We start from the raw sequence: 24,245 nt of genomic DNA, 5'->3' as shown, positions 1-24,245 counted from the left end.
AGTACGGGAGTTCAGAGTGAGCGCGAGGGATGACGGTTTGGCGGCGTGGGGGTTACAGGACGATGAATCTTCTGGATCGGTGAGACATGCAAATGTGTGGGGGTTTGCTCCCGATAGCGGTGGTTCAGTCGACGCACTCAGTGACTGACACACTGTCATCGGGAGCAAGCCCCACACATTTAGTCGTCGAGGGCTTTGACGGATTTGGGCGAGAGACGAAGGCTGCGCAAGCTGCGCTTGACGCTCTTGAGGTGGTTGACCAGGCTCGGTCCGCGCGCCATGGCCACGCCCATCGCCAGCACGTCGATCACCACCAGGTGGGCGATGCGTGAGGTCAGCGGCGTATAGATTTCGGTGTCTTCGTGCACATCGATCGCCAGGTTGACCGTGGACAGTTCCGCCAACGGCGTCTGACTCGGGCACAACGTAATCAGCGTGGCGCCGCTTTCACGCACCAGGTTGGCGGTGATCAGCAGGTCCTTGGAGCGGCCTGACTGGGAAATGCAGATGGCCACGTCGCTCGGCTTCAAGGTCACCGCCGACATCGCCTGCATGTGCGGGTCGCTGTAGGCGGCGGCGGTGAGCAGCAGGCGGAAGAATTTGTGCTGGGCGTCCGCCGCCACCGCACCGGAGGCACCGAAGCCGTAGAACTCGACGCGCTGGGCCTGGGACATGGCGGTCACGGCTTTTTGCAGCGCCACCGGGTCGAGCTTCTCACGCACTTCCATCAGGGTGTGCAGGGTGGTGTCGAAGATCTTCAGGCTGTAGTCGGCGACGGAATCGTCTTCGTGAATCGCAAACTGTCCGAAACTCGCACCGGCGGCCAGGCTTTGCGCCAACCGGAGTTTCAAGTCCTGAAACCCGGAGCAACCAATCGCACGGCAGAAGCGCACGATGGTCGGCTCACTGATACCCACGCTGTGGGCCAGATCAGCCATGGAGCTGTGCATTACAGCCGCAGGATCAAGCAGCACGTGATCGGCAACCTTGAGTTCCGATTTGCGTAACAGGTGACGCGACTGGGCGATATGTTGCAACAGGTTCAAAGGGCAGGACTCTTGTGATTGGCAAGTGCCAGGGATGTAGCAAGCTTGTAGTTATACTACAAGAATTGCCGTTTTGCCCGTCCGATGCATCACTAAATCGCCCTGATCGCCTTTGAATCTAAGGGGGGCCATGTTGTAGCCACAGGGGCTGAGGGCACGTTGCTAAGGAAAATCTGCATTTTCCCGTAACAAATCTGCCAACCCCTCGGCCTCCATCGGCCGGCTGATCAAATAGCCCTGCACCTCGTCGCAGCCCTCCCCTTCGAGGAAATCCAACTGCTGCTGATCTTCCACGCCTTCGGCCACCACTTTGAGCGACAGCCCGTGAGCCATGGCAATGATCGCGCGGGTAATCGCCGCATCTTCGCGGCCCTCGCCGAGGCCGCGGATAAAGCTCTGGTCGATCTTCACGTAGTCCACGGGAATGCGCTTGAGGTAACTGAGCGACGAATAACCCGTGCCGAAGTCGTCGATGGCCAGCTTCACCCCCAGGTCGCGCAGTTGCTGGAAGGTGGCGATGATGTGTTCGACGCTGTCGAGCAACTGGCTTTCGGTCAGTTCCAGCTCCAGGTATTGCGGGTCCAGGCCGGTTTCTTCCAGCACCTGGCGCACCAGGCTGACCAGCTTGCCTTGACGCAGTTGATGCACCGACAGGTTCACCGAGACCCGAATCGGCGCCAGCCCCTGGCGCTGCCACTCACACGCCTGCCAGCAGGCCTGGCGCAGCACGAATTCGCCCAGCGGCACGATCAGGCCGGTTTCTTCGGCCAGGCCGATGAAGTCGCCCGGCGGCACCGAACCCCACTGCGGATGCTCCCAACGGATCAGCGCCTCGGCCGCGTTCAGCTTGCCGGTGGCCAGGCACAGTTTCGGTTGGTAGAACACCGTGAGCTGGCGCTCATCAATGGCCTTGCGCAGATGGTTTTCCAGCTGCAAGCGCTCCAGGGTGCTGGCTTGCAGGCTGTCGGTGTAGAACTGGAAATTATTCCCGCCCAGGTGCTTGGCGTGTTGCATGGCCATGTTCGACTGGCTGACCAGTGCGGAAATTTCCCGCGCATTGTCCGGCAACAGGCTCACGCCTATCGAGGCGCTGACGACCAGTTCATGCCCGTCCACCGTCACCGGTACCCGCAGCTTGGCCAGCAACCGCGTGGCTACCCGCGCCAGGCTCGACAGGTTGCCGTAGGCGTCGAACAGCACCGCAAATTCATCGCCGGACAGCCGCGCAATGGTGTCGGCCTCCGGCAAGGCATTGATCAGGCGACGGGCGATCTTTTGCAGCAACTGGTCAGCGACTTCGTGACCCAGGCTGTCATTGAGCAACTTGAAGCGGTCGAGGTCGATGTGCAGCAACGCCAGGCTGCGCCCGCCCTGGCGTACGCGCTGGTGGGCTTCGCGCAGCCGTTCGCGGAACAGCGAACGGTTGGCCAGGCCGGTCAATTCGTCGTAGTGGGTGAGGTAGCGCATGCGCTCCTCGGATTCACGCCGCGCGGACAAATCGGCGAAAAAACCCACGATATGGCTGACGTTTCCGCGCACATCGCGCACCACGTTCAGTTGTAGCCACTGTGGGTAAAGCTCGCCGTTCTTGCGGGTTTCCACCAGTTCGCCCTGCCAGGTGCCATGGCTGAGCAGCGCCTGGCGGATCACCGGGAAGTGGCGCCGGGCATCGCGGCTGCATGGCAGTTCCACCACATTGCGTCCGAGCATGTCGTCGATATCGAAGCCGGTGACCCGGCTGAAGGCCTGGTTGACAGCGATCAGCGCGTAATCCGGGTCCAGGATCACAATGCCTTCGCTGGCCGCTTCAAATACGGTCGAGGCCAGGCGTTGCTGTTCTTCCAACACTTTGCTCGCGCTGATATCGCGGCGCGTGCCGAGCATGCGCGTTACGCGACCGCTGGGCGTACGTTCCACGGCGCGGCCGCGGTCTTCGATCCACACCCAGTGGCCATCGCCATGGCGCACGCGGTACTCCACTTGATAGTCGTCGCTGCGGCCCTTGAGGTGCTCCACCAGGGCGCGCTTGAGTAACGGCAGGTCATCGGGGTGCAGGCGCGGCTTGAGGTGGCCGAGCATCGCCGTGACGTACTCGGGCTCCAGGCCGAACAGCTCCTTGAGCTGGGTGTGGTGGACTTCGTCGGTCTGCAGGTTCCAGTCCCACAGGCCAAGCTCGCTGGCTTGCAGGGCCATGGCCAGGCGCGCCTCGCTTTTATTCAGGGCCAGGCTGGCGGCGTCCAGCTCCTGGCTGCGCTGCGCCACGCGGTCCTGCAGGCCGATTTGCGCTTCACGCAGTTCCTGCTCGACCTGGCAACGTTGCTCGACTTCGCGCAACAGATCCTGGTTCAACTGCTCGCTGCGCTGTTGCGCCTGCTGTAGATGTTCGATCAACGCCTGGTTCTGGAAGCGGCGCAACAACTCGCGCTGGATCAGGCGGTTGACCTGCCACGCCACCACACTCAGGGACGCCAGCAGGATCAGGCCGAGCACGCCCCATCCCTGTTGTTGCGCGGCGCCGTTCCAGAAGAGAAAGACGATGGCCGGCACCAGGCACGGCAGCGCAAATGACAGGAACGCCGACAGGCTGACCGCGTAGGCGACGCTGGCAGACAACGTCGCCGCGCCGATCAGGCCGAACACCCAGGCCTGCTGCGTAAAGCTGTCCACCGGCACCAGGGCAATGGCGGCGGTGGCCAGGGTCAGGCCGCTGGCCGCCGAGCCGAGCATGAACATGCGCCGCCAGATCGGTTGGGCCTGGCGGCTGGGCATAGCCGAATCAAAGGCCGCCACCTGGATCACGCGCAACGCGACCAGGGTCAGCAGCCAGACCAGCCAGATGCTGTCGAGCAGGTAGTGTTTGGGGTTCCAGATCAACCAGGCGCAGACCAGGCCGTTTACCAGCATCAATAAAGTCGGCAGCAGCGACCCCTGGTAAAGCAGACGCGTGCGTTCGACCGCCATCTCGGTAGCGTACTTATTTCGGATAACCTGCGCGGGCGCCGCCGTGGGGCTAAACAGGTCGGTGCTGAGGGTCATAGGCAGTGTTCTTATAATGGTGAGCCCGAAACGTCGACGGAGCATACACAAGCAAGCGCTCGGGCCAAACTGCTCCCTGTCATAAAAAATCCGCGTCGCGGCGCGCAAACCTTTGGGCCAGACGGCTTGAGCAAGACGCTGCGCGGCCTGTGGCCCATGACCAACCGGTCATCAGCCCTGACAGAAAAATCACCCGCTGCCGATGGCCGCGGATTTTTTCCGTCGACCACCGGGCATTGAGATTTGCCCCACTCCCCCGGGGGCCATAGAATGCGCCGATGCGCGATGACCTCTCCCTTCTGCTGAACTCCCTCAACGATGCCCAACGCCAGGCCGTAGCCGCCCCCGTTGGCCGTCAGTTGGTCCTGGCCGGTGCTGGTTCCGGTAAAACCCGAGTGCTGGTGCACCGTATCGCCTGGTTGATCCAGGTCGAGAACGCGTCCCCGCATTCCATCCTGTCGGTGACCTTCACCAACAAGGCCGCTGCCGAGATGCGTCACCGCATCGAGCAGTTGATGGGCATCAGCCCGGCCGGCATGTGGGTCGGCACCTTCCACGGCCTGGCGCATCGCCTGCTGCGGGCGCACTGGCAGGAAGCGGGCCTTGCCCAGACCTTCCAGATCCTCGACAGCGACGACCAGCAACGCTTGGTCAAGCGCGTGATCCGCGAGCTGGGCCTCGACGAACAGCGCTGGCCGGCGCGCCAGGCGCAATGGTTCATCAACGGCCAGAAAGACGAAGGCCTGCGCCCGCAACATATCCAGGCCAGCGGCGACCTGTTCCTGGCCACCATGCGCAGCATTTATGAAGCCTACGAGGCCGCCTGTGTACGCGCCGGCGTCATCGACTTCTCCGAGCTGCTGCTGCGCGCCCTCGACCTGTGGCGCGACAATCCAGGCTTGCTGGCCCATTACCAGAAACGCTTCCGACACATCCTGGTGGACGAATTCCAGGACACCAACGCCGTGCAGTACGCCTGGTTGCGCCTGCTGGCCAAGGGCGGTGACAGCCTGATGGTGGTGGGCGACGACGACCAGTCGATCTATGGCTGGCGCGGCGCGAAAATCGAGAACATCTACCAGTATTCCGAAGACTTCCCGGACGCGGTCACCATCCGCCTGGAGCAGAACTACCGCTCCACCGCCGGTATCCTCAAGGCCGCCAACGCCTTGATCGCCAATAACACCGGGCGCCTGGGCAAAGAGCTGTGGACCGACGGCGGCGAAGGCGAAGCGATCAACCTGTACGCGGCGTTCAACGAGCACGACGAAGCGCGCTACGTGGTGGAAACCATCGAAAGCGCGTTGAAAACCGGCCTGGCGCGCAGCGATATCGCGATCCTGTACCGTTCCAACGCCCAATCGCGGGTATTGGAAGAGGCCTTGCTGCGCGAGCGCATCCCGTACCGCATTTACGGCGGCCAGCGCTTCTTCGAGCGCGCCGAAATCAAGAACGCCATGGCCTACCTGCGCCTGCTGGAAGGCCGTGGCAACGATGCGGCGCTGGAGCGGGTGATCAATATCCCGGCCCGCGGCATCGGCGAAAAAACCGTTGAAGCGATCCGCGACCATGCGCGCCATGCCGATGTGTCGATGTGGGAAGCCATGCGCTTGCTGATCGCCAATAAAGGCCTGACCGGCCGTGCTGCCGGGGCGCTGGGTGTGTTTGTCGAACTGATCGAGAACCTGGCGGCCAAATGCGCGGACATGCCCCTGCATTTGATGACCCAGACCGTGATCGAGCAATCCGGGCTGATCGCCTATCACGAAGCGGAAAAAGGCGAGAAAGGCCAGGCTCGGGTGGAAAACCTTGAGGAACTGGTCAGCGCCGCCCGTGCGTTCGAGAACACCGAAGAAGACGAAGAACTGACGCCGCTGGCGGCGTTCCTCGGCCACGCCTCGCTGGAAGCCGGCGATACCCAGGCTGACGAGCATGAAGACAGCATCCAGTTGATGACCTTGCACAGCGCCAAGGGCCTGGAGTTTCCGTACGTGTTCCTGGTGGGCATGGAAGAGGGCCTGTTCCCCCACAAGATGAGCCTGGAAGAGCCCGGCCGCCTTGAGGAAGAACGGCGCCTGGCCTACGTGGGCATCACCCGGGCGATGCAGAACCTGGTGATGACCTACGCCGAGACCCGACGCCTGTACGGCAGCGAGACCTACAACAAGGTGTCGCGCTTCGTACGTGAGGTGCCGAAGGGGCTGATCCAGGAAGTGCGCTTGTCCAACAGCGTCAGCCGCCCGTTCGGCGGCGGCCAGCAGCAGAACTCCAGCAGCCTGTTTGCCGGCTCCGAGATTCCGGAAACCCCGTTCAGCCTTGGCCAGCAGGTCAAGCACGCGATCTTCGGCGAAGGGGTGATCCTCAACTTCGAAGGTTCGGGCGCCCAGGCGCGGGTACAGGTGAACTTCGCCGAAGGCAGCAAATGGCTGATGATGGGCTACGCGAAGCTCGAAGCGGTCTGACGCGCTGACCCCTTCCCCTCTGTACAGGGGAGGGGTCAGCATGAAGGTTTCGCGTCCACCCTTGTTTTTGACGCGTGCGGGCCAATATCTGTAACTAGTCCTACAGACCCTTCGGATTCTGTCTTACGCAAAAGCCCGAAACATTATGCCGCTAGCCACTGTCACTCCACCTGTGCAACATGGCGCGCGTGCAATCCACAAATGGGAATTCCCTTTATGAAACGTTTTCTTAGCATCGCCATGGCGTTGTGCATCGGCCTGACGATGAGCCTCGACGCCAACGCCAAGCGCTTCGGTGGCGGCAAAAGCATGGGCTCGGCACCGACTCACCAGACCAGCCAAATGGCCCCATCCGCCGGTGCCGGCGGTGCTGCCGCTACTGCAGGCGCAGCCGGTGCCGCTGGCGCTGCTGCCAAGGCCGGCGGTGCTTCGCGCTGGCTGGGCCCTCTGGCCGGTATCGCAGCCGGTGGCCTGCTCGCTTCCATGTTCATGGGCGGCGGCTTCCAGGGTATGCAGATCTTCGACATCCTGATCATGGCAGTCATCGCTTTCCTGATCTTCCGCTTTATCGCCGCCCGTCGTCGCAAGCAGCAGGAGCACATGGCTCCAGCCGGCGCGCCGATGCAGCGTGAAGTGTTCGAGCAGAAGCCAGTCATGGGTTCGATCTTCGGTGGTTCGGCAGCCCCTGCCGCCGCCCGCCCGGTGATCAACGCACCGGCCTGGTTCAACGAAGAGCGTTTCGTCGAAGCGGCCCGCAGCCACTTCCAGTCCCTGCAGCAACACTGGGACGCCAACGAAATGGACAAGATCGCCGAGTTCGTGACCCCGCAATTGCTGGAGTTCCTCAAGCGCGAACGCGCCGACCTGGGCGACGCGTTCCAGTCGACCTACATCGACGACCTGCGCGTGCAGTTGGAAGGTGTGGATGATCGCGCCGACAAGACCATCGCCACCCTGACCTTCAGCGGTGTGTCGAAGACTTCGCGTTTCGACCAGGGCGAAGTGTTCAGCGAAAGCTGGAACATGGAGCGTGCCCAGGGCGACAACCAGCCATGGCTGGTCGCCGGTATCCGCCAGAACGGCTGATACCCACGCTTGAGCAAGCTGTAATAAAACCCCGGACCTGTCCGGGGTTTTCTATTTCACGGTTGCACTTACAGCAAGCTACTGTATAAAACGCCCCTATAAACCGCGCCATCTAGCAAGAGGATCCCGGCCGTGGAAGAAGTCATCGAACAATTGCGTGAAGCCAACGAACCGGTCCCGGTTCCTCTGGAACTGCCTGACGAAGACCAACTGGTGGAGATCGAAGAACAACTGTTCATCGATATCCCGTATGTCTTCCGCGAATTTCTACTGCACGTTAGCGATGTGGTGTACGGCAGCCTGGAGCCGGTGACCGTTACTGACCCGCAGTCCCACACCTACCTGCCCGATGTGGCGGCCAACGCATGGGATGCCGGCGTCGATCGCAGCATGATCCCGATCTGCCAGGACGGCGACGACTACTACTGCGTCGAAGAAGACGGCACCGTGGTGTTGTGGTCCGGCGAAGAAGAAATCGTCGTCGAAGAAACCTGGGAATCGGTGTGGCACTGGGCGCGGGACGTCTGGCTGGAAAGCTGAGACCTGTGTATGTGGCGAGCAAACTCGCTCGCCACGGCGAATACGCCAGGCCAGCCTGCCGTCAATGCTCCGGCGTATCCTTGTGGTTATCCAGCGTCTCCAGCAACGCGACCTGCATCCGCGTATGCACGCGGATAAACCAGCGCCAAAGCACGGCCGCCACCGCCGCCGCGACTATGGCGATCAGCACGAGCAGCTTGTTGGTCGGCAGAATACTGGCCGACAACGCCGCCAATAGCAGGAAAATCACCAGCAGCGACAGGATCGGAATCACCTCGGCGATCACCCGTCGCACACGCTGGGTATGCCGCCCGGCCATTTCCGGCTTCACGCTCATCTCCGCCAGCAGCATCGACAGCGCCTTGAGCTTGCGGTAAGCCGCAATCAGAAACGGCAGCGACAACAGTAATGCGCCCCCCCAGATCAATGCCTTCTGCCAGCTCGGATCACCGATCCAACCCTCCAGATACCCGCCAATACGCGCCGCAAAATAGCTGCCGGCGAAGAAGATCGCCACCACCAACGCCAGGTTCACCCCCACTTGCAGGATGATCCTGCGGATCATCGACGCCAGCATCGCGCCCTCGCCCTGAGGCTGAATACTGCGCAGCCATTCACCATACATCCCGAATACCCGGCTCATGCGCTTGGGCATCATGGCGGCAATCTTCAACGACAGCGGGTCGGCACCGCGAATCAGGTACGGCGTGAGCAACGTGGTGATCGCCGATACGGCCACCGCCACCGGATAGAGAAAGTCGCTGGTCACCTGCAAGGTCATGCCCAGCGCGGCGATGATGAAGGAAAATTCACCAATCTGTGACAGCCCCATGCCCACCCGCAGTGAGGTGCGGCCATCATTACCCGCGATAAATGCGCCGAGACCGCAGGACAGCATCTTGCCCAGCACCACCGCCACGGTAATCACCGCGATCGGCCAGGCGTATTGCAGCAGGATCTGCGGGTCGATCATCAAACCAATGGCGACAAAGAAGATGGCGCTGAACATGTCGCGAACCGGCTCGATCAGGCGTTCGATCTTAATCAACTGACGGGATTCGGCCATGATCGCGCCGATCAGGAACGCGCCCAGCACCATGCTGTATTCCAGCTTGACCACCAGCAGGCAGAAGCCGAAACACAGGCCCAGCACGGTGATAAGCAACATCTCGTTGCTTTCGAACTTGGCCACATAGGCGAGCAGGCGCGGCACCAGCAGAATGCCGATGACCAGCGCGACGATCATGAACAGCGAGAGCTTGCCGACCGTGGAGAACACCTCGCCGGAGCTGACCGTGCCGCTGACGGCGATGCTCGACAGCAAGGCGATGATGCCGATGCCGAGGATGTCTTCCACGATCAGCACACCGAAAATCAGCTGGGCGAAGCGCTGGTTTTTCATCTTCAGGTCATTGAGTGCCTTAACGATGATGGTGGTGGAGGAAATCGCCAGGATGGCGCCGAGGAACAGCGAGTCCATGGTGTTCCAGTCGAACCAGCGGCCGATCTCGTAGCCGATCCAGATCATCAGGACGATTTCCAGGAAGGCCGCTATAAACGCCGTGGCGCCGACCTTGAACAGTTTGCGCAGGCTGAACTCCAGGCCCAGGCAGAACATCAGGAAGATCACCCCCAGCTCGGCCAGGGTCTTGATGGTGTCTTCGTCGTGGATCAGGCCGAACGGCGGGGTGTGAGGGCCGATAATAAAGCCGGCGACGATATACCCCAGCACCACAGGTTGCTTGAGGCGGTGAAACAGGACGGTGACTACCCCGGCCACCAGCATGATCACGGCCAGATCCTGGATAAAGCTGATGGCGTGCATGGCGAGGGGCTCCTTGAGGGTACTGGGGCTTTTCCCACTTCTGCACGCGCCTTTGTACGGTCGCAAAGTGCGGAAGGAAAAGTCTGCCTTGATCGTAAGAAAATGCCCCGAAACGGGCTTTTGAAGGTTAACACCGCGACTTCTGCCGAAAAGCCGGTGCAATATATGGAAACAGATCGCTGCACGCGTGACGGCAAGCCGCCCGCCGGCGTCCCGTTAGGGATGACGCTGCAAAGATTCCAGCACCCGCAGAGGTGCACCCCAACCAATGCCTACAGACCGTGAGTGTGTTATGGAACCCGGAAATGCCCAGCTGTCGATGACCGTATTGATGACCCCCGACATGGCCAACTTCTCTGGCAATGTCCACGGCGGCACCCTGCTCAAGTACCTCGACGAAGTGGCCTATGCCTGTGCGAGCCGTTATGCCGGCCGCTATGTGGTGACATTGTCGGTGGACCAGGTGATTTTTCGCGAGCCGATCCATGTCGGTGAGCTGGTGACCTTCCTCGCGTCAGTCAACTACACCGGCCATACGTCGATGGAAGTGGGCATCAAGGTGGTCACCGAGAACATCCGCGAGCGTTCGGTACGCCATACCAACAGTTGCTTCTTCACCATGGTGGCCGTGGACGACCAGCGCAAACCGGCGGCTGTCCCACCGCTGCAACCGCACAACAGTGAAGACAAGCGCCGGTTCGTACAGGCCAAGCAACGTCGGCAGATTCGCCAGGAGTTGGAGAAGCGCTACCAGGAAATCAAGGACGACGCGCCATAAGTCTCGAAGTGTAAGCCCGCTCCCACATTGGGTTTTGTGGGGTTACAGGCTGATCGGCGTGGCCTCGAACCGTACGCGAGGATGGGCAATGCGGTCCTGGGCGCGCACCAGTTCCAGTTCATAACTGGCACAGGCCTGGGTTTCCAGCAACACCTCATGCACCGCCGCTGCGGTGAACTCAAAGGCCGCCAGCAGGCTGTCGCCCAACAGCACCCGCGCCAGAAACAGGCCCGAGGTCAGGTCGCCCACGCCCACCGGCTGACGCGGGAACGCCAGCAGCGGGCGACGCAGGTGCCAACTGCCTTCGTTCGTCACCAGCAGCATCTCGAAACCATCCGGCAGCTTGCCTGGGTAATCCAGGTGCTTGACCAGCACCGCTTTCGGCCCACGCACCAGCAACGCCTTGGCCATCGCCAGGCAGTCGAACAGTGATTGCGGCTTGCGCCCGGCGAAGCTGTCCAGTTCCAGTTGGTTGGGGCACAGGAAATCGGCCATGGCCGCGGCTTCATCCAGCAGGAAATCGCTGACCTCCTGGGGCACGATGCAGCCTTTTTCCGGGTGGCCCATGACCGGGTCACACAGGTACAGCGCCTTGGGGTTGATGGCCTTGATGCGCGCCACACCGGTGAGGATCGCCCGGCCCTGATCCGCACTGCCGAGGTAGCCGGACAGGATGGCGTCGCAGTTGCCCAATTCACCGATCGCGGCAATGCCTTCGATCAAGGCCGGAATCTGCTGCGGCGCCAATACTTCACCGGCCCAATGGCCATACTGGGTATGGTTGGAGAATTGCACCGTGTTCAACGGCCAGACGTTCACCCCGACTCGCTGCATGGGGAACACGGCGGCGCTGTTTCCGGCGTGGCCAAAGACCACATGAGACTGGATCGCAAGCAGATGAGGTGTGCGTTTCATGCAGGAGATTTCCGTAAAGCCGTTGAAATTCTGGCCGCGCAGTATGCGACCAAACGCATCCTGTACGACAGACCGGCGACACAGTTAAGCTGCTCTCACTTTGTTGGAGTTTTTCGCATGCTGACCCTGGGAAATATCTTCGTGTTGATGCTGCTGGCGACCGGCGCCGCCTGGGTGTGGCACAACCACGGCCTGCGCGAACGTGCGCTGGAGCGGGTCAAGCAACATTGCGCCAAGCTCGATATCGAACTGCTCGACGGTGCGGTCGCACTCAAGCGCATCGGCTTTGTGAAGGATGCCAGCGGTCGGCGGCGCCTGGCGCGGGTCTACAATTTCGAATTCACCGTCACCGGAGACGCCCGTCATCCGGGAACCATCACCCAATTCGGCGCCCATAGCGCGCAGATCGAACTGGCGCCCTACCCGTTCGAGATCAAGACGCCGCTGCCCAGCGCCGAAGTGATCGAGCTCAGCCAATGGCGCCAGGACCACGCCACCAAGAATCGTCACTGACGGCAGGCCGCCAGCGCACGCTGCAAGGTGGCCACGTCCTGGGGCGTGCTGAAGATCAGCTCCATACGTGAATCGCGCCGCCATTCGCTGGGTTGCCAGGTGATAGCGCTGTTATCCACCGCATTGCACGAAACCCAGCCTCCGACGCTGTGGATAACCAGCTTGGCGCGGCGCCACTCAAGGCTTTGCAGCCACTGAGACAGGCGCCCGGGATCGAACTGCTGGCTTGGGTGCCAGCGCCAACCAATACTCCAGCCTCCCTCCTGGGCCTGGCTCAAGCAGATCGGTTGCATGGGGTCGCTCCAGATCGCCGGCATTTGCGCCAGGCCTTTGGGCGCATCGAAGTTATCCACAGCCGCTCCAGCCTGCGCGCCCAAGCCGGGCAACCGTTGCAGAGGCAGGTGCGCCTGATGCGTCCAGAACAACGGGCAATCGGGTAACTGCCGCTCGATCGCCTGGCGCTGCAAGGCGTCCAGCGTTTCATCCTTGTTCAAGACCAACAACCCGGCGCTGCTCAGCGCCTCCTGCTGCGCAGGCGGCAAGGCTTTGCCCGCCGCCAGGGCCTGGGCATCCAACACCAGCACGCAGGGCTGAACCGCCAGCACGTTCTGCCACGGCGCTTCCCGCAGTTGCTTGAGCAATTGCGCCGGATGGCCCAGGCCCGAGGGCTCGATAAACAGACGATCAGGCCTGGCTTTACGCAGCAAGCGCCCGAGTCCTACCTGGAACGGCGCCCCATTCACACAGCACAAACAGCCTCCGGCGACTTCACCCAGGGCAATGCCGTCGTCATCCAGGGTCAACAGTGCGGCATCCAGGCCGATCTGCCCGAACTCGTTGATCAATACAGCCCAACGCTCGTTGGCCGGGCGTTGGGCGAGCAGGTGCTTGATCAGGCTGGTCTTGCCGGCGCCCAAGGGCCCGGCAATCACGTGGGTGGGAATATTCTGCAGCATGAGAGGCATCATTCGGACCGTGTAGAGAGCTTGATCCTACCCGGTTATGCCAGCCAATCCAGCGTCAGGATCAAGCGTCGTTCATCGGCCTTCAGGGCCGGCGAGCGGTGGATCAGGCCGTAGCCTTCGTTGCCGTGCCATTTGGTACCTTTGAGCAGGGCAACTTCGCCGCAATGAATCTGCTCGATGCGTTCGGTAGGTTCGGCCTCCGGCTGGCTCAATGTGCGACGGTCCATCACGCCTTCGCGCAACCATTGGCTGCCGATACCGGCATAGGTGGTGATCAACCGCACCGGCACATGATCCACGTGAAAACGCGGGCACATGGCCTTGTCCAACAGCCGCAGGCGCACGCCGATGCGCTTGGCGCCAAGCAGGCAGGCAAAGGCGCTGACCAGCCACGACACATCGGCGATAAAGCCTTCGTAGCCTTCAAGATCGCGACAACCGGGCGCCAATTCCTGCAAGTTCGGCGCGTCGTCTTCGCTGTTCAGCTCGATCACCAGGGATTCGGCCAACGGCTCATTGAGCGCCACCAGCAAGGCGCCGAATTCGGCGATGTGCAACGGTAACTGGCGCTGCCACAGCGCCAGGTTGACGCCGTCTTCGAGGATGTCGGACAGCGCCAGCGGGGTGTCGCCGCGGGTCTGGCGGACCACGGCGCGCAGCGGAATGGCCGGTGCCAGCATCAGGCGGCCGCCTCTTCATACCAAGGACCAAACGGGTCAGCCAACAGGCTCCAGCCTTCGACGCCGAGGGCCATTTCCTCGTCGGTGAGCAGGCACGCGTCCAACTCGGCCCGCATTTGCGCGAAGTCGATGTTTTGCCCGATAAACACCAATTCCTGGCGGCAATCGCCGGTGCTCATTTGCCAGTTGCCCATGATCGCGGCGACGCTTTCTTCGTCCTGGGGCCACTGGTTTTTCGGCACAAAACGCCACCAGCGCCCGGCAAACCCATGGCGCATCAGCCCACCCGCCTGTGACCAACTGCCCGCATCCCGGTGCTTGCTCGCCAGCCAGAAAAAGCCCTTGGAACGCAGCAGTTTGCCGTTGACCCACGGGCGGTCGATAAAGTCGAAGAAGCGCTGCGGATGAAACGGACGGCGGGCCCGATAGGCGGTGGACGCGATGCCGTACTCTTCGGTTTCCGGCACGTGCTCACCGCGCAATTCCTGCAACCAGCCCGGGGCCTGGGCGGCGCGTTCAAAGTCGAAGCGGCCGGTATTGAGGATCTTGTCCAGCGGCACTTCGCCCATGACCATTGGAATGATTTGCGCCTGGGCATTCAGGCGTTCAAGGATCGCCATCAGTTCTGCACGTTCGTGGCTGCTGATCAGGTCGATCTTGCTGATCAGGATCACATCGGCGAATTCGATCTGCTCGATCAGCAAGTCCGTGATGGAGCGCTCATCCTCTTCGCCGAGGGTTTCGCCGCGTGAAGCGAGGCTTTCCGCCGCCTGGTAGTCGAGCAGGAAGTTCACGCCGTCGACCACGGTGACCATGGTGTCCAGGCGGGCGATATCGGCCAGGCTTTGCTCGTTTTCGTCACGGAAGGTGAAGGTTTCGGCCACGGGCAACGGTTCGGAAATGCCGGTGGATTCGATCAGCAGGTAATCGAACCGACCTTCCTTGGCGAGTTTTCCGACTTCTTCGAGCAAGTCTTCACGCAAGGTGCAGCAGATGCAGCCGTTGCTCATCTCTACCAGTTTTTCTTCGGCGCGATTGAGGGTGACGTCGCGCTGGACCTCGCTGCCGTCGATGTTGATTTCGCTCATGTCATTGACGATGACCGCGACGCGCAGGTTGTCGCGGTTGCGCAGCACATAGTTGAGCAGCGTGCTTTTACCGGCGCCGAGAAAGCCGGACAACACGGTAACGGGAAGGCGATTGGGCATCAGGTCATTCTCATCAGGCTGCCCGGTCAAGCCAGGCTTTGTTTAATGTTATAGTATAACAATACAAATAAGCCAATCCCCCCTTGCTCGTCACGACGAAGGGCGCAATGCTTAAGCCCTTCCCGACTCCGAGAAACCCTATGAAATACCTGGTGTGCGCCCTGTTATTGGTAGCCGCAGGCCCGGCCTGCGCCCAGGTTCCGAGTCTGCTGGCCAACTGCACGCGCAGCGCCAACCTGCTCGCCTGTGTGGACCCACTGGGCAATGCCTACAGCGTGGCGACGGTCGGCACCACCACGTACCTGCGCGGTTTCGAGGCGATCGGCAGACGCTATTGGGCGCAGACCAACAGCCGCTACGGGCAATTGACGTTCTTCACCGGGCTGGCGTCGGACGGTGAAGCGTGGGTCGGCTACACCCGGCGTGTGGGCTGGACCACGATCAACCGGTTCTCCAGCTCCGGTGGCGCCAGCGCCAAGTTCACCTGCAACCGGATGACCGGCTGCTAGGCCTGGCCGTTCTTCTGTTCCTGGACCCAGGCCATGTAGCTGTTCATCGGCGGATTCTTCTGGAAGTATTTTTTCAGGCCCTCGAACAAGCCATCCGCCACCGCTTGCTGATACCGCGCGGTGACCAGCCGCGCACTGTCCCGTGCATTGGAGATAAACCCGGTTTCCACCAGGATCGACGGCACATCCGGTGATTTGAGCACCGCGAACCCGGCCTGTTCGACGCGCTTCTGATGCAGCGAGGTGATGCCTTCCAGGCTGCCCAGGATCGAGCTGCCCAGTTGCAGGCTGGAGGCGATGGTGGCGTTCATCGACATATCGAGGATCACTCCCGCCAGCATCGGGTCCTTGTCCTTGAGGTTCAGCAGGCTGGTGGCGCCCAGCAGGTCGGCGCCGTTTTCCCGTTGCGCCATGAAACGCGCCGTGGCGGAAGTCGCGCCGCCTTCGGACAAGGCATACACCGAAGCCCCCGACGCAGTGATGCGTGGCGCCGCATCCGCATGCACCGAGATAAACATGTCGGCGTTGTGCTTGTGGGCGATCTCCACGCGCTTGCGCAGCGGCACAAAGAAGTCCTCGTTGCGCACCAGCTTCACATCGAAACCTTTTTCGCGCTTCAAGCGTTTGGCCAGCAGTTGGGCAATGGACAGCACCACATCTTTTTCGCGCTGGCCCTTGGAACCGATGGCACCGGGGTCCTTGCCGCCGTGGCCGGGGTCGACCACCACGATGATGTCGCGCTTGGGGTGCGCCTTATCCATCGGCGCCTTGGGCTCAGCCGCTATCGGGCGAGGTACATGAGTGGCGCTGGTGAGATCGAGCACCAGGCGGTGCCCTTGCCCGTCCTGGGGCGGCAACAGGAAGCTGTTGAGCTGCATCGGCGCGGCCAGGTCCAGCACGATGCGCGTATCGCCCTTGCCGAAATGCCCGGAGCGAATCGAGCTGATTCCGCTGCCCTTCAACATCAATTGCGAGAAATCACCACTGAGCCCGGCGCCACTGAGGTCAATGATCACGCGTTCGGGGGCACTGAGGGAAAAGGTCTTGTATTGCACCGGGCCGCTGAGGTCGAACACCAGCCGCAGCTTGTCGTCCGAGCGCCACAGGCGTGCGTTGCGAATCTGCGTGGCCGACGCGGCAAAGGGCAAAGTGAATAGAGGGCTGACCAGGAGCAGGTTCAGGAGCTGACGTCTGTGCATGACAAATACCGCAGATAGAGGAGCGTCCTTACTCGACATGACTGAAAAAAGGCGGGAGAAGAAAAATCATCGTCGACTCAATGGTTATAATATAACATGTCTTTTTATTTCCAACGATGGACCTGCCCATGAATGCGCTGACTCTGCCGGATATCGCCGCGCAGGCTTCACGCCAAGCCTTGCCACTCGACTGGGTGGGTATGTGCGGCATCGCCCTGCCGATCCTCCTCGACGGCCAGCGCCTGAGCGCCACCGCCGATGCCGGCGTCAGCCTGGACGACGGCACCGCCCGTGGCATTCACATGTCACGCCTGTACCTGGCGCTGGAGATGCTCGACCAACAGCCGCTCACGCCTGCACTTCTGCGCAATGTACTGCAGCGTTTTCTCGACAGTCATGAAGATTTATCTAAGAACGCCTACCTGCGCATCCACACCGATCTGCTGCTGAAACGCCCCGCGCTGGTCAGCCCGTTGGCTGGCTGGAAAGCCTATCCGGTCAGTATCGAAGCGCGTTTGGAAAAGCAGATGTTCCACGTGGAACTAAAAATTGACGTGGCGTACTCCTCAACCTGCCCGTGCTCCGCTGCCCTCGCCAGGCAGTTGATTCAGCAGCAATTTCTCCAGGACTTCGGCAACACACCCTTGCGGCATGAAGACGTGCTGGCCTGGCTCGGCAGCGCCAATGGCATCGTCGCCACGCCTCACAGCCAGCGCAGCAGCGCGCAATTGCACGTGCATTTGCAAGGCGACCAACTGGCCCTGGTCGAGCTGATCAACGACGCCGAGGCCGCCCTCGGTACCGCCGTGCAAACTGCGGTGAAACGTGCGGACGAACAAGCCTTCGCCCTGGCCAACGGGCAGAACCTGATGTTCTGCGAAGACGCCGCCCGCCGCCTGAACCTCGCCTTGAAACGCTCGGATGCCGTCAAAGCCTTCCACCTCAAAGTGATCCACGCCGAAAGCCTGCACGCGCACGATGCCGTGGCTGAAAGCCGCTGGACGAGACACTCCGCATGATTACCTGCACCGCGTTGCGCTGGGGCGCCCCCGGCCAACCACTGACCCCAGCGATGGATTTGACCCTGATAAAAGCCAGCCTCACCGGCGTCATCGGCGCCAACGGCAGCGGCAAAAGCAGCCTGCTCAAAGTCATCGCCGGCCTGCAGAAACCGTTGTCGGGCAAGGTGACGGTGGACGTTCCGCGCCGTGGCGGCGTGTCGTTCCTGCCTCAGCAGCAGCACCTCGACCGGCAGTTCCCCATCAGCTTGCAAGAACTGGTCGCCGCCGGTTTCTGGGGCACCCGACTCACGCCGCAACAACGCAGCGAACGCCTGCACGCCGTCCTGGAAGACTGGTGCCTCAGCGGCCTGGAACAGCGCCCGTTGATGGCCTTGTCCGGCGGCGAACTGCAACGCGCCTTGCTCGCCCGCATGAGCCTGGCCGAAGCGCCGGTGTTGCTGCTCGATGAACCCCACGCCGCCCTCGACGAAGATGGCCAGGCCTTATGCTGGAAGCATATCCACGCCTGGCATGACGCGGGCCGCACGGTGGTCGTGGTCTGTCATGACTTGGCCTCGGTGCGCCAGCACACCCAGCAAGTGGTGCAGATCAAAACCACGGGCTGCCTGTTCGGGCCGAGCAAAGAACTGATCCGCCCGCAACCGCACATGCAGGTGGCCTGATGCACTTCACCGCCCACCTGTGGATGCCGTTTCTCGATTTCGTGTTCATGCGCCGCGCACTGATCGGCGGTCTGGTGCTCGCCTGCAGCACCGCGCCGCTGGGGGTGTTTCTGATCCTGCGGCGCATGAGCCTGATCGGTGACGCCGTCGCCCACGGCATCCTGCCCGGCGCCGCGCTGGGCTTCTGGTTCGCCGGGTTGAGCCTGCCCGCGCTGACCATCGGCGGCCTCGGTGCAGGCCTGAGCATGGCCGGGTTGTCGGCATGGATCACGCGCCGCACCGGCCTGCGCGAAGACGCCAGCCTCGCCGCCATCTACCCCATCTCCCTCGCCGCCGGCGTGCTGATCCTGGGCCTGGCCGGCAAGCGCCTGGATTTGCTGCACTTGCTGTTCGGCTCGGCCCTGGCCGTCGACGAAACCACCCTGACCGGCATGCTCTGGGTCTCCGGCTTCAGCCTGATCGCCATGGGGTTTATCTACAAACCCTTGCTGCTGGACACCCTCGACCCGCTCTTCCTGCAAACCGTCAGCCGCCTCGGCCCATTGGCCCACGGCCTGTTCCTGACCCTGGTGGTGCTGAACCTGGTGATCGGTTTCCAGGCCATCGGCGCGTTGATGGTGGTGGGCTTGATGATGCTGCCGGCCATCGCGTCACGGTTCTGGAGCCGGCGCCTGCCGGTGTTGATCGCAATATCGGCGGTGCTGGGATGCCTGTCGGTGTGGTTCGGTTTGTTGCTGTCGTTCTACTACTCACTGCCCAGCGGCCCGGCGATTGTGCTGGTGGCTGGCGGTGGGTACCTGCTGTCCGTGGTCTTCGGTCCGGTGCACGGCTTGCTGCGCCGCCCGCCTTCGCTGTCATCCCAATGAGGTGTTTCCCGATGCGCGCTCTATTCGTGCTGTTCAGTTTCGTCATGGCGTTATCGACGGCCCAGGCCGCCGACAAACTCCAGGTGGTCACCAGCTTCAGCATTCTCGATGACATCACCCACCAGATCGGTGGCGATCACATCCAGATCAGCAACATGGTCGGCCCCGACGCCGACGCCCATACCTATGAGCCCACCCCGGACGACGCCAAGGCGCTGCTCAAGGCCAAACTGATCATCAAGAACGGCCTTGGCTTCGAGCCGTGGCTGGACCGCCTGGTGACCAGCACCGAAACCAAGGCCACCGTGGTCACCGCCAGCAAAGGCGTGATTTCCCACACCATGGACGAGGACGGCGAAACCATCCCCGACCCGCACGCCTGGCATAACCTGGCCAACGCCGAAATCTACGTGAACAACATCACCAAGGCGCTGGTGGCCGCCGACCCGGCCAACAAGACCGATTACCTGCGCAACAGCCAGGCATACCTGAAAGAGATCTACCGCCTGCTGGCCGAAGCCAAAGCCAAGTTCGGCGCGCTGCCGCCGGGCAACCGTCGCATCGTCACCTCCCATGACGCCTTCGGTTATCTGGGCCAGGCATACGGTATCGAGTTCCTTGCGCCACAAGGCTTGTCCACCGAGCGTGAACCGTCCGCCGCCGAAGTCGCCGCACTGATCACCCAGATCCGCAAGGACAAGGTCAAGGCCGTGTTCATGGAAAACATCAAAGACTCGCGCCTGCTCAAGCAGATCGCTGACGAAAGCGGCGCGCAGATCGGCGGCACGCTGTACTCCGACGCCCTCGCCGCAGAAGGCCCGGCCAGCACCTTCACCGGGCTGTTCGAATACAACCTCAACACCTTGTGCGCGGCGTTGGGCAAGCCATGATCCGCAAGAACCCTTCCGGTGATCTGCCGGTCATCGCCGAATCGGCCTACGTCGACAAGACCGCAATCATCTGCGGCAAGGTCATCATCGGCGAGAACGTGTTCGTCGGCCCCTACGCCGTGATCCGCGCCGACGAAGTCGACGCCAACGGCGATATGGACCCGATCACCATCGGCGCCAATTCCAATATCCAGGACGGGGTGGTCATCCACTCCAAGTCCGGTGCGGCGGTGACCATTGGTGAGTACACCTCCATCGCCCACCGCTCCATCGTCCACGGCCCCTGCTCCGTGGGCGACCGCGTGTTCATCGGCTTCAACAGCGTGCTGTTCAACTGCGCCGTGGGCGATGGCTGCGTGGTGCGCCACAACTCGGTGGTCGATGGCCGCGACTTGCCCGACGCGTTCTACGTGCCCTCCACTACCCGCATCGGCCCCAATACCGACCTGGCGCAATTCCCTCCGGTGAGCGTGAGCGCTTCGGAGTTTTCCGAAGACGTGGCGCGCACCAACGTCGATCTGGTGCGCGGCTACAAAGCCCTGCAAAACGAGTTCTGAACCATGAGCCGCCTGCTGATCCGCAACGCCCGCCTGGTGAACGAAGGCCAAGCATTCGACGCTGATCTGCTGGTCGCCAATGGACGCATCGAAAAGATCGCCAGCAGCCTTGAAGGCTACAACGAAACGGTGGAAATCGACGCTGAAGGCCAGTGGCTGCTGCCCGGCATGATCGACGATCAAGTGCACTTCCGAGAGCCCGGCGCGCCGGACAAAGGCAGTTTCTACAGTGAGTCCAGGGCGGCGGTCGCTGGCGGCATCACCAGTTTCATGGACATGCCCAACACGTCGCCAGCAACGTTGAACCTGGACGCGCTGGCCGATAAAAAGCGCCGCGCGGCCCTGCACTCGGTGGCCAACTACGGATTTCACTTTGGGGTGAGCAACGAAAACCTCGGCACCGTCGCGGCCTTAGATCCGTGCGAAGTGGCCGGGGTCAAAGTGTTCATGGGCGCGTCCACCGGCAATATGCTGGTGGACGACCCTCGGATTCTCGAGCGGCTGTTCGCCGAGGTGCCGACCGTCCTGCTGGCCCACTGCGAACACACACCCAGTATCCAGGCCAACGAACAACGCCTGCGCGAACGCTTCGGCGACAAGATCCCGGCCGTCGCCCACCCGCTGATCCGCGACGCCGAGGCGTGTTATCGCTCATCCTCTTTTGCCGTGGAATTGGCCCGGCGCCACGGTACGCGCCTGCATGTGCTGCACCTGACCAGCGCCCGCGAACTGGCGCTGTTCGAGGACAAACCCCTGGCGCACAAGCGCATCACCGCTGAAGTCTGCGTGCATCACCTGCTGTTCGATGACCGCGACTATCACCACCTGGGCCATCAGATCAAATGCAACCCGGCGATCAAGACCCGCGCCGACCGCGACGCCCTGCGCCTGGCCTTGCTGAGTGATCGCCTGGATGTGATTGGCACCGACCATGCGCCGCATACCTGGGCGCAAAAACAGTTGGGGTATCGAGAAGCGCCGTCGGGTTTGCCCCTGGTGCAACATGCGTTGCCGGCGTTGTTGGAGTTGGTCGCGGACGGGCTGCTGCCCTTGACGACACTGGTGGCGAAGACCAGCCATCGCGTCGCCGACCTGTTCGCCATCCCGGACCGCGGTTACCTGCGCGAAGGCTATTGGGCCGACCTGGTGCTGATCAAACCCGAGCCCGAGGGCAAGCCGGTCAGCAGCCAGCCGATTCTCGCCCGCTGCGGCTGGACGCCGTTTGCCGAGCGCCGCTTTCGTCACAGCGTCAGCACCACGTTAGTGTCCGGCCACCTGGCCTGGCACAACGGCCAGGTGGTCGACGGCTGCCAGGGCTTGCCGTTGCAGTTCCTGCGTTAAGCGCGCGGTTTGACCGTACCGCAATTGTTGCCCAGCCATTGCGCGTGGCTGTCCAGGCTGCCCTTCTGCTGAATGCCGGTGGCATTGAAGGTGCCGTTGACGGTGGTGGTGAATTCCTTCTGGCCCTTGAAGGTAGCAACGCCGGTGCCCTGGGCTTTCGGGCAACTAAAACGGAATTTCCACTGGTTGCCGCTCTTGTCGGTCACTTCCTGCTTGCAGCCCGATTGCGGGTCGGTCAGGGGGATCGAGTCAGAGGCAACCTGGGCGGGGGTCAGGCACACCTGCACGCCTTTGCCGGCCATGGTAACGCCCTGTTTTTCCAGCATGGCGCGCTGTTCGGGGGTCATCTGTTGCTTGAGCTGACCGAGGATCAGCGACAGGTCGGGCAGGTCCTGGTTATCGACTTTCATATTGCTGGTGGTCAATTCCCACAAGCCCGGCGCCAGCATCTGCGCCTGCGCCGCCACGGGCAGCGACAAACCAACAACCATGGCCAAACCTAGCAGACGAGCATTCATCGGGTAACTCCTGAACAATTGTGGGCGTTAGACGCCGCAAAAGTGCCAGTGTTGCATGGCAAATAAAATAGCGACATTCCTGACCGAACATGGTCTGTTAGGCACTGGATTGCCTGGAGTGACATCGTCCATGGATTTTTTTGGCCCGCACCTGCTCGCCTACTTCATCGCCACACTGCATTTTCTCGGCACGCTTGCCGCGATCCATGCAGTGCTGACGGTCAGGACCGCCCAAGGCTCGATTGCCTGGGCCTTGTCGCTGATGTTCATCCCCTACCTGACGCTGATTCCCTACCTGATCTTCGGCCGCAGCACCTTCAACGCGTACATCCAGGCACGGCGCCAGGCCAACCAGGAAATGCACACCGCGATCAACGAATTGAACTGGCGCCCGTGGGTCGAGGAAGCACTGGCCGCGCGCAACTCCAGCGCCTACGCCTCTCTACGGGCGATGCCCAAGCTGGGCCGCATGCCGTGCCTGGCAAACAATGAAGTGCGTTTGCTGATCAACGGTGACGCCACCTTCAGTGCGATCTTCGACGCGATCCGCCACGCCAAAACCGCCGTGCTGTTGCAGTTCTTCATCATTCATGACGATGAACTCGGTCGCCAGTTGCAGGCCTTGCTGAAGGAAAAGGTCGCTCAAGGCGTAGCCGTCTACGTGCTCTACGACGGCATCGGCAGCCATGCCCTGCCTTCTCGCTATGGGCAATCGCTGCGCGACGCCGGGGTGCAGGTCAAGGCATTCGCCACCCGCAGCGGCTGGCTCAATCGCTTCCAGGTCAACTTCCGCAACCACCGCAAGATCGTGGTGGTGGACGGTGTCACCGGGTTTGTCGGCGGGCATAACGTGGGCGATGAATACCTGGGCAAAAAACCGCCGCTGGCGCCCTGGCGCGACACCCATGTGCAGGTCACCGGTCCGGTGGTGGCGTGCCTGCAGGAATCGTTTGCCGAGGACTGGTTCTGGGCCGCACGCGCGTTGCCGCCGTTGATCCTGCCGGACGCGTATCCCGAAGACGGCGTGCTCTGCCAGTTGCTCGCCAGCGGCCCGGCCGATCCGTACGAAACCTGCTCGCTGTTTTTCGTCGAGGCCATTCACGCGGCGACCGAACGCGTGTGGATCACCAGCCCGTATTTCATCCCCGACGAAGCCGTGTTTGCCGCGCTGCGCCTGGCAGTGCTGCGCGGAGTGGACGTACGCCTGCTGCTGCCGTCGCGGCCCGACCACCGCATCGTGTATGCCGCCTCCAGCCTGTACGCGATCGAAGCGGTACGCGCCGGCGTACGGGTGTTCCGCTATAAGCCGGGCTTTCTGCATCAGAAGGTGGTGCTGGTGGACAACGAAATCAGCGCCATCGGCAGTGCGAATATGGACAACCGTTCGTTCCGGCTGAATTTTGAAGTGATGTTGCTGACCGTCGACGAAGCCTTCGCCGGGCAAGTGGAACACATGCTGCTGGACGACTTCGCCCTGGCCCATGAAGTCAGCCAGGAAGAAAGCCGCGACACTCGGCGCCTGCAACAACTGGGCATGCGGGTCGCGCGGCTTATCTCACCGATTCTCTGAGACACGACGCGGGAAAAAAATGTGGGAGGGGCAAGCCCCTCCCACATTCAGCCATTG

At 62.0% G+C, this 24,245-nt stretch carries 22 protein-coding genes; 13 read left to right on the top strand and 9 right to left on the bottom strand.

Annotated features, from left to right (window positions below):
- Positions 1–179: 179 nt before the first annotated feature.
- Both hexR and ACLH0J_RS04170 read right to left on the bottom strand, forming a co-directional pair.
- A complete protein-coding gene (gene hexR / locus ACLH0J_RS04175; protein WP_010565908.1) occupies positions 180–1,046 on the bottom strand; it encodes a transcriptional regulator HexR in 867 nt (288 codons plus the stop codon).
- A gap of 162 nt (positions 1,047–1,208) precedes the next feature.
- Positions 1,209–4,082 (bottom strand): EAL domain-containing protein, encoded by a 2,874-nt coding sequence (locus ACLH0J_RS04170; RefSeq protein ID WP_411390981.1) that lies wholly within the window; start codon positions 4,080–4,082, stop codon positions 1,209–1,211.
- Between the two features lie 278 nt (positions 4,083–4,360).
- Between ACLH0J_RS04170 and uvrD the strand changes: the two genes are divergently transcribed.
- The 3 genes from uvrD to ACLH0J_RS04155 all read left to right on the top strand — a co-directional run bounded on the left by uvrD (position 4,361) and on the right by ACLH0J_RS04155 (position 8,170).
- The gene (gene uvrD, locus ACLH0J_RS04165; protein WP_411390980.1) at positions 4,361–6,544 is read left to right on the top strand and encodes a DNA helicase II; all 2,184 of its coding nucleotides are present in this window, start codon (positions 4,361–4,363) and stop codon (positions 6,542–6,544) included.
- A 216-nt stretch (positions 6,545–6,760) separates the two neighbouring features.
- A complete protein-coding gene (locus tag ACLH0J_RS04160) occupies positions 6,761–7,630 on the top strand; it encodes a Tim44 domain-containing protein (protein WP_411390979.1) in 870 nt (289 codons plus the stop codon).
- Between the two features lie 132 nt (positions 7,631–7,762).
- Positions 7,763–8,170, top strand: coding sequence for an SMI1/KNR4 family protein (locus tag ACLH0J_RS04155; RefSeq protein WP_411390978.1), 408 nt, complete (start codon positions 7,763–7,765; stop codon positions 8,168–8,170).
- 61 nt (positions 8,171–8,231) lie between these two features.
- On the opposite strand, the gene ACLH0J_RS04150 is transcribed toward ACLH0J_RS04155, so the two are convergent.
- Entirely contained in the window at positions 8,232–9,995 is a 1,764-nt protein-coding gene (locus ACLH0J_RS04150) for a cation:proton antiporter (RefSeq protein ID WP_411390977.1), read from the bottom strand.
- A 292-nt stretch (positions 9,996–10,287) separates the two neighbouring features.
- Between ACLH0J_RS04150 and ACLH0J_RS04145 the strand changes: the two genes are divergently transcribed.
- Positions 10,288–10,773, top strand: a complete 486-nt coding sequence (locus ACLH0J_RS04145) for an acyl-CoA thioesterase (protein WP_010565902.1) — start codon at positions 10,288–10,290, stop codon at positions 10,771–10,773.
- A gap of 42 nt (positions 10,774–10,815) precedes the next feature.
- On the opposite strand, the gene pdxY is transcribed toward ACLH0J_RS04145, so the two are convergent.
- The gene (gene pdxY, locus ACLH0J_RS04140; RefSeq protein WP_411390976.1) at positions 10,816–11,688 is read right to left on the bottom strand and encodes a pyridoxal kinase PdxY; all 873 of its coding nucleotides are present in this window, start codon (positions 11,686–11,688) and stop codon (positions 10,816–10,818) included.
- Between the two features lie 117 nt (positions 11,689–11,805).
- Here pdxY and ACLH0J_RS04135 point away from each other — a divergent pair, with 117 nt between their 5' ends.
- On the top strand, positions 11,806–12,201 hold the full coding sequence (locus ACLH0J_RS04135) for a DUF3301 domain-containing protein (protein WP_411390975.1): 396 nt from the start codon (positions 11,806–11,808) through the stop codon (positions 12,199–12,201).
- Here the strand turns inward: ACLH0J_RS04135 and ACLH0J_RS04130 are convergent.
- From ACLH0J_RS04130 to zigA, 3 genes are read right to left on the bottom strand one after another with little or no spacing between them, the layout of a single operon-like run.
- Positions 12,195–13,157: a CobW family GTP-binding protein gene (locus ACLH0J_RS04130; RefSeq protein ID WP_411390974.1), complete on the bottom strand. Its 963-nt coding sequence runs from the start codon at positions 13,155–13,157 to the stop codon at positions 12,195–12,197. The genes ACLH0J_RS04135 and ACLH0J_RS04130 overlap by 7 nt on opposite strands.
- A 44-nt stretch (positions 13,158–13,201) precedes the next feature.
- Positions 13,202–13,846, bottom strand: a complete 645-nt coding sequence (locus ACLH0J_RS04125; protein WP_411390973.1) for a DUF1826 domain-containing protein — start codon at positions 13,844–13,846, stop codon at positions 13,202–13,204.
- The gene (gene zigA / locus ACLH0J_RS04120) at positions 13,846–15,054 is read right to left on the bottom strand and encodes a zinc metallochaperone GTPase ZigA (RefSeq protein WP_411390972.1); all 1,209 of its coding nucleotides are present in this window, start codon (positions 15,052–15,054) and stop codon (positions 13,846–13,848) included. Before zigA ends, ACLH0J_RS04125 begins: the two co-directional genes overlap by 1 nt.
- A 140-nt stretch (positions 15,055–15,194) precedes the next feature.
- On the opposite strand from zigA, the gene ACLH0J_RS04115 reads away from it, so the two are divergent.
- Positions 15,195–15,563, top strand: coding sequence for a glutamine synthetase (locus ACLH0J_RS04115; protein WP_411390971.1), 369 nt, complete (start codon positions 15,195–15,197; stop codon positions 15,561–15,563).
- On the opposite strand, the gene ACLH0J_RS04110 is transcribed toward ACLH0J_RS04115, so the two are convergent.
- On the bottom strand, positions 15,560–16,762 hold the full coding sequence (locus ACLH0J_RS04110; RefSeq protein WP_411390970.1) for an N-acetylmuramoyl-L-alanine amidase: 1,203 nt from the start codon (positions 16,760–16,762) through the stop codon (positions 15,560–15,562). The two genes, ACLH0J_RS04115 and ACLH0J_RS04110, sit on opposite strands and share 4 nt — an antisense overlap.
- A 128-nt stretch (positions 16,763–16,890) precedes the next feature.
- Here ACLH0J_RS04110 and folE2 point away from each other — a divergent pair, with 128 nt between their 5' ends.
- Genes folE2 through ACLH0J_RS04080 form a run of 6 tightly spaced genes read left to right on the top strand, consistent with a single transcriptional unit; the run spans position 16,891 to position 22,100 of the window.
- Complete coding sequence (folE2, locus tag ACLH0J_RS04105; RefSeq protein ID WP_411390969.1) at positions 16,891–17,781, top strand: GTP cyclohydrolase FolE2; 891 nt, start codon at positions 16,891–16,893, stop codon at positions 17,779–17,781.
- Entirely contained in the window at positions 17,778–18,446 is a 669-nt protein-coding gene (locus tag ACLH0J_RS04100; RefSeq protein ID WP_411390968.1) for a metal ABC transporter ATP-binding protein, read from the top strand. The genes folE2 and ACLH0J_RS04100 overlap by 4 nt, the downstream gene beginning before the upstream one ends.
- Complete coding sequence (locus tag ACLH0J_RS04095; protein ID WP_411390967.1) at positions 18,446–19,312, top strand: metal ABC transporter permease; 867 nt, start codon at positions 18,446–18,448, stop codon at positions 19,310–19,312. The genes ACLH0J_RS04100 and ACLH0J_RS04095 overlap by 1 nt, the downstream gene beginning before the upstream one ends.
- 11 nt (positions 19,313–19,323) lie before the next feature.
- Entirely contained in the window at positions 19,324–20,202 is an 879-nt protein-coding gene (locus tag ACLH0J_RS04090) for a metal ABC transporter substrate-binding protein (RefSeq protein WP_411390966.1), read from the top strand.
- Positions 20,199–20,759 carry a DapH/DapD/GlmU-related protein gene (locus ACLH0J_RS04085; RefSeq protein ID WP_411390965.1) on the top strand — a complete coding sequence of 187 codons (561 nt, stop codon included), beginning with the start codon at positions 20,199–20,201 and terminating at the stop codon, positions 20,757–20,759. Before ACLH0J_RS04090 ends, ACLH0J_RS04085 begins: the two co-directional genes overlap by 4 nt.
- 3 nt (positions 20,760–20,762) lie before the next feature.
- Positions 20,763–22,100 (top strand): dihydroorotase, encoded by a 1,338-nt coding sequence (locus ACLH0J_RS04080; protein WP_411390964.1) that lies wholly within the window; start codon positions 20,763–20,765, stop codon positions 22,098–22,100.
- Here the strand turns inward: ACLH0J_RS04080 and ACLH0J_RS04075 are convergent.
- Positions 22,097–22,618 (bottom strand): DUF3617 domain-containing protein, encoded by a 522-nt coding sequence (locus tag ACLH0J_RS04075; RefSeq protein WP_411390963.1) that lies wholly within the window; start codon positions 22,616–22,618, stop codon positions 22,097–22,099. The genes ACLH0J_RS04080 and ACLH0J_RS04075 overlap by 4 nt on opposite strands.
- A gap of 130 nt (positions 22,619–22,748) precedes the next feature.
- Here ACLH0J_RS04075 and cls point away from each other — a divergent pair, with 130 nt between their 5' ends.
- A complete protein-coding gene (cls, locus tag ACLH0J_RS04070) occupies positions 22,749–24,188 on the top strand; it encodes a cardiolipin synthase (RefSeq protein WP_411390962.1) in 1,440 nt (479 codons plus the stop codon).
- Positions 24,189–24,245 lie beyond the last annotated feature (57 nt).

It is taken from the genome of Pseudomonas sp. MPB23 (assembly GCF_046605395.1).
Classification (GTDB): domain Bacteria; phylum Pseudomonadota; class Gammaproteobacteria; order Pseudomonadales; family Pseudomonadaceae; genus Aquipseudomonas.
This window is presented reverse-complemented; position numbering and strand designations above follow the sequence as displayed.

Coding starts and splice junctions, on each gene's coding strand:
- ACLH0J_RS04100 (WP_411390968.1), top strand. CDS start 17,778: ATGATTACCTGCACCGCGTTGCGCTGGGGCGCCCCCGGCCAACCACTG.
- zigA (WP_411390972.1), bottom strand. CDS start 15,054: ATGCCCAATCGCCTTCCCGTTACCGTGTTGTCCGGCTTTCTCGGCGCC.
- ACLH0J_RS04130 (WP_411390974.1), bottom strand. CDS start 13,157: ATGCTGCAGAATATTCCCACCCACGTGATTGCCGGGCCCTTGGGCGCC.
- ACLH0J_RS04160 (WP_411390979.1), top strand. CDS start 6,761: ATGAAACGTTTTCTTAGCATCGCCATGGCGTTGTGCATCGGCCTGACG.
- ACLH0J_RS04090 (WP_411390966.1), top strand. CDS start 19,324: ATGCGCGCTCTATTCGTGCTGTTCAGTTTCGTCATGGCGTTATCGACG.
- ACLH0J_RS04135 (WP_411390975.1), top strand. CDS start 11,806: ATGCTGACCCTGGGAAATATCTTCGTGTTGATGCTGCTGGCGACCGGC.
- ACLH0J_RS04110 (WP_411390970.1), bottom strand. CDS start 16,762: ATGCACAGACGTCAGCTCCTGAACCTGCTCCTGGTCAGCCCTCTATTC.
- ACLH0J_RS04085 (WP_411390965.1), top strand. CDS start 20,199: ATGATCCGCAAGAACCCTTCCGGTGATCTGCCGGTCATCGCCGAATCG.
- uvrD (WP_411390980.1), top strand. CDS start 4,361: ATGCGCGATGACCTCTCCCTTCTGCTGAACTCCCTCAACGATGCCCAA.
- folE2 (WP_411390969.1), top strand. CDS start 16,891: ATGAATGCGCTGACTCTGCCGGATATCGCCGCGCAGGCTTCACGCCAA.
- cls (WP_411390962.1), top strand. CDS start 22,749: ATGGATTTTTTTGGCCCGCACCTGCTCGCCTACTTCATCGCCACACTG.
- ACLH0J_RS04075 (WP_411390963.1), bottom strand. CDS start 22,618: ATGAATGCTCGTCTGCTAGGTTTGGCCATGGTTGTTGGTTTGTCGCTG.
- pdxY (WP_411390976.1), bottom strand. CDS start 11,688: ATGAAACGCACACCTCATCTGCTTGCGATCCAGTCTCATGTGGTCTTT.
- ACLH0J_RS04170 (WP_411390981.1), bottom strand. CDS start 4,082: ATGACCCTCAGCACCGACCTGTTTAGCCCCACGGCGGCGCCCGCGCAG.
- ACLH0J_RS04150 (WP_411390977.1), bottom strand. CDS start 9,995: ATGCACGCCATCAGCTTTATCCAGGATCTGGCCGTGATCATGCTGGTG.
- ACLH0J_RS04145 (WP_010565902.1), top strand. CDS start 10,288: ATGGAACCCGGAAATGCCCAGCTGTCGATGACCGTATTGATGACCCCC.
- ACLH0J_RS04125 (WP_411390973.1), bottom strand. CDS start 13,846: ATGCTGGCACCGGCCATTCCGCTGCGCGCCGTGGTCCGCCAGACCCGC.
- ACLH0J_RS04095 (WP_411390967.1), top strand. CDS start 18,446: ATGCACTTCACCGCCCACCTGTGGATGCCGTTTCTCGATTTCGTGTTC.
- ACLH0J_RS04115 (WP_411390971.1), top strand. CDS start 15,195: ATGAAATACCTGGTGTGCGCCCTGTTATTGGTAGCCGCAGGCCCGGCC.
- ACLH0J_RS04080 (WP_411390964.1), top strand. CDS start 20,763: ATGAGCCGCCTGCTGATCCGCAACGCCCGCCTGGTGAACGAAGGCCAA.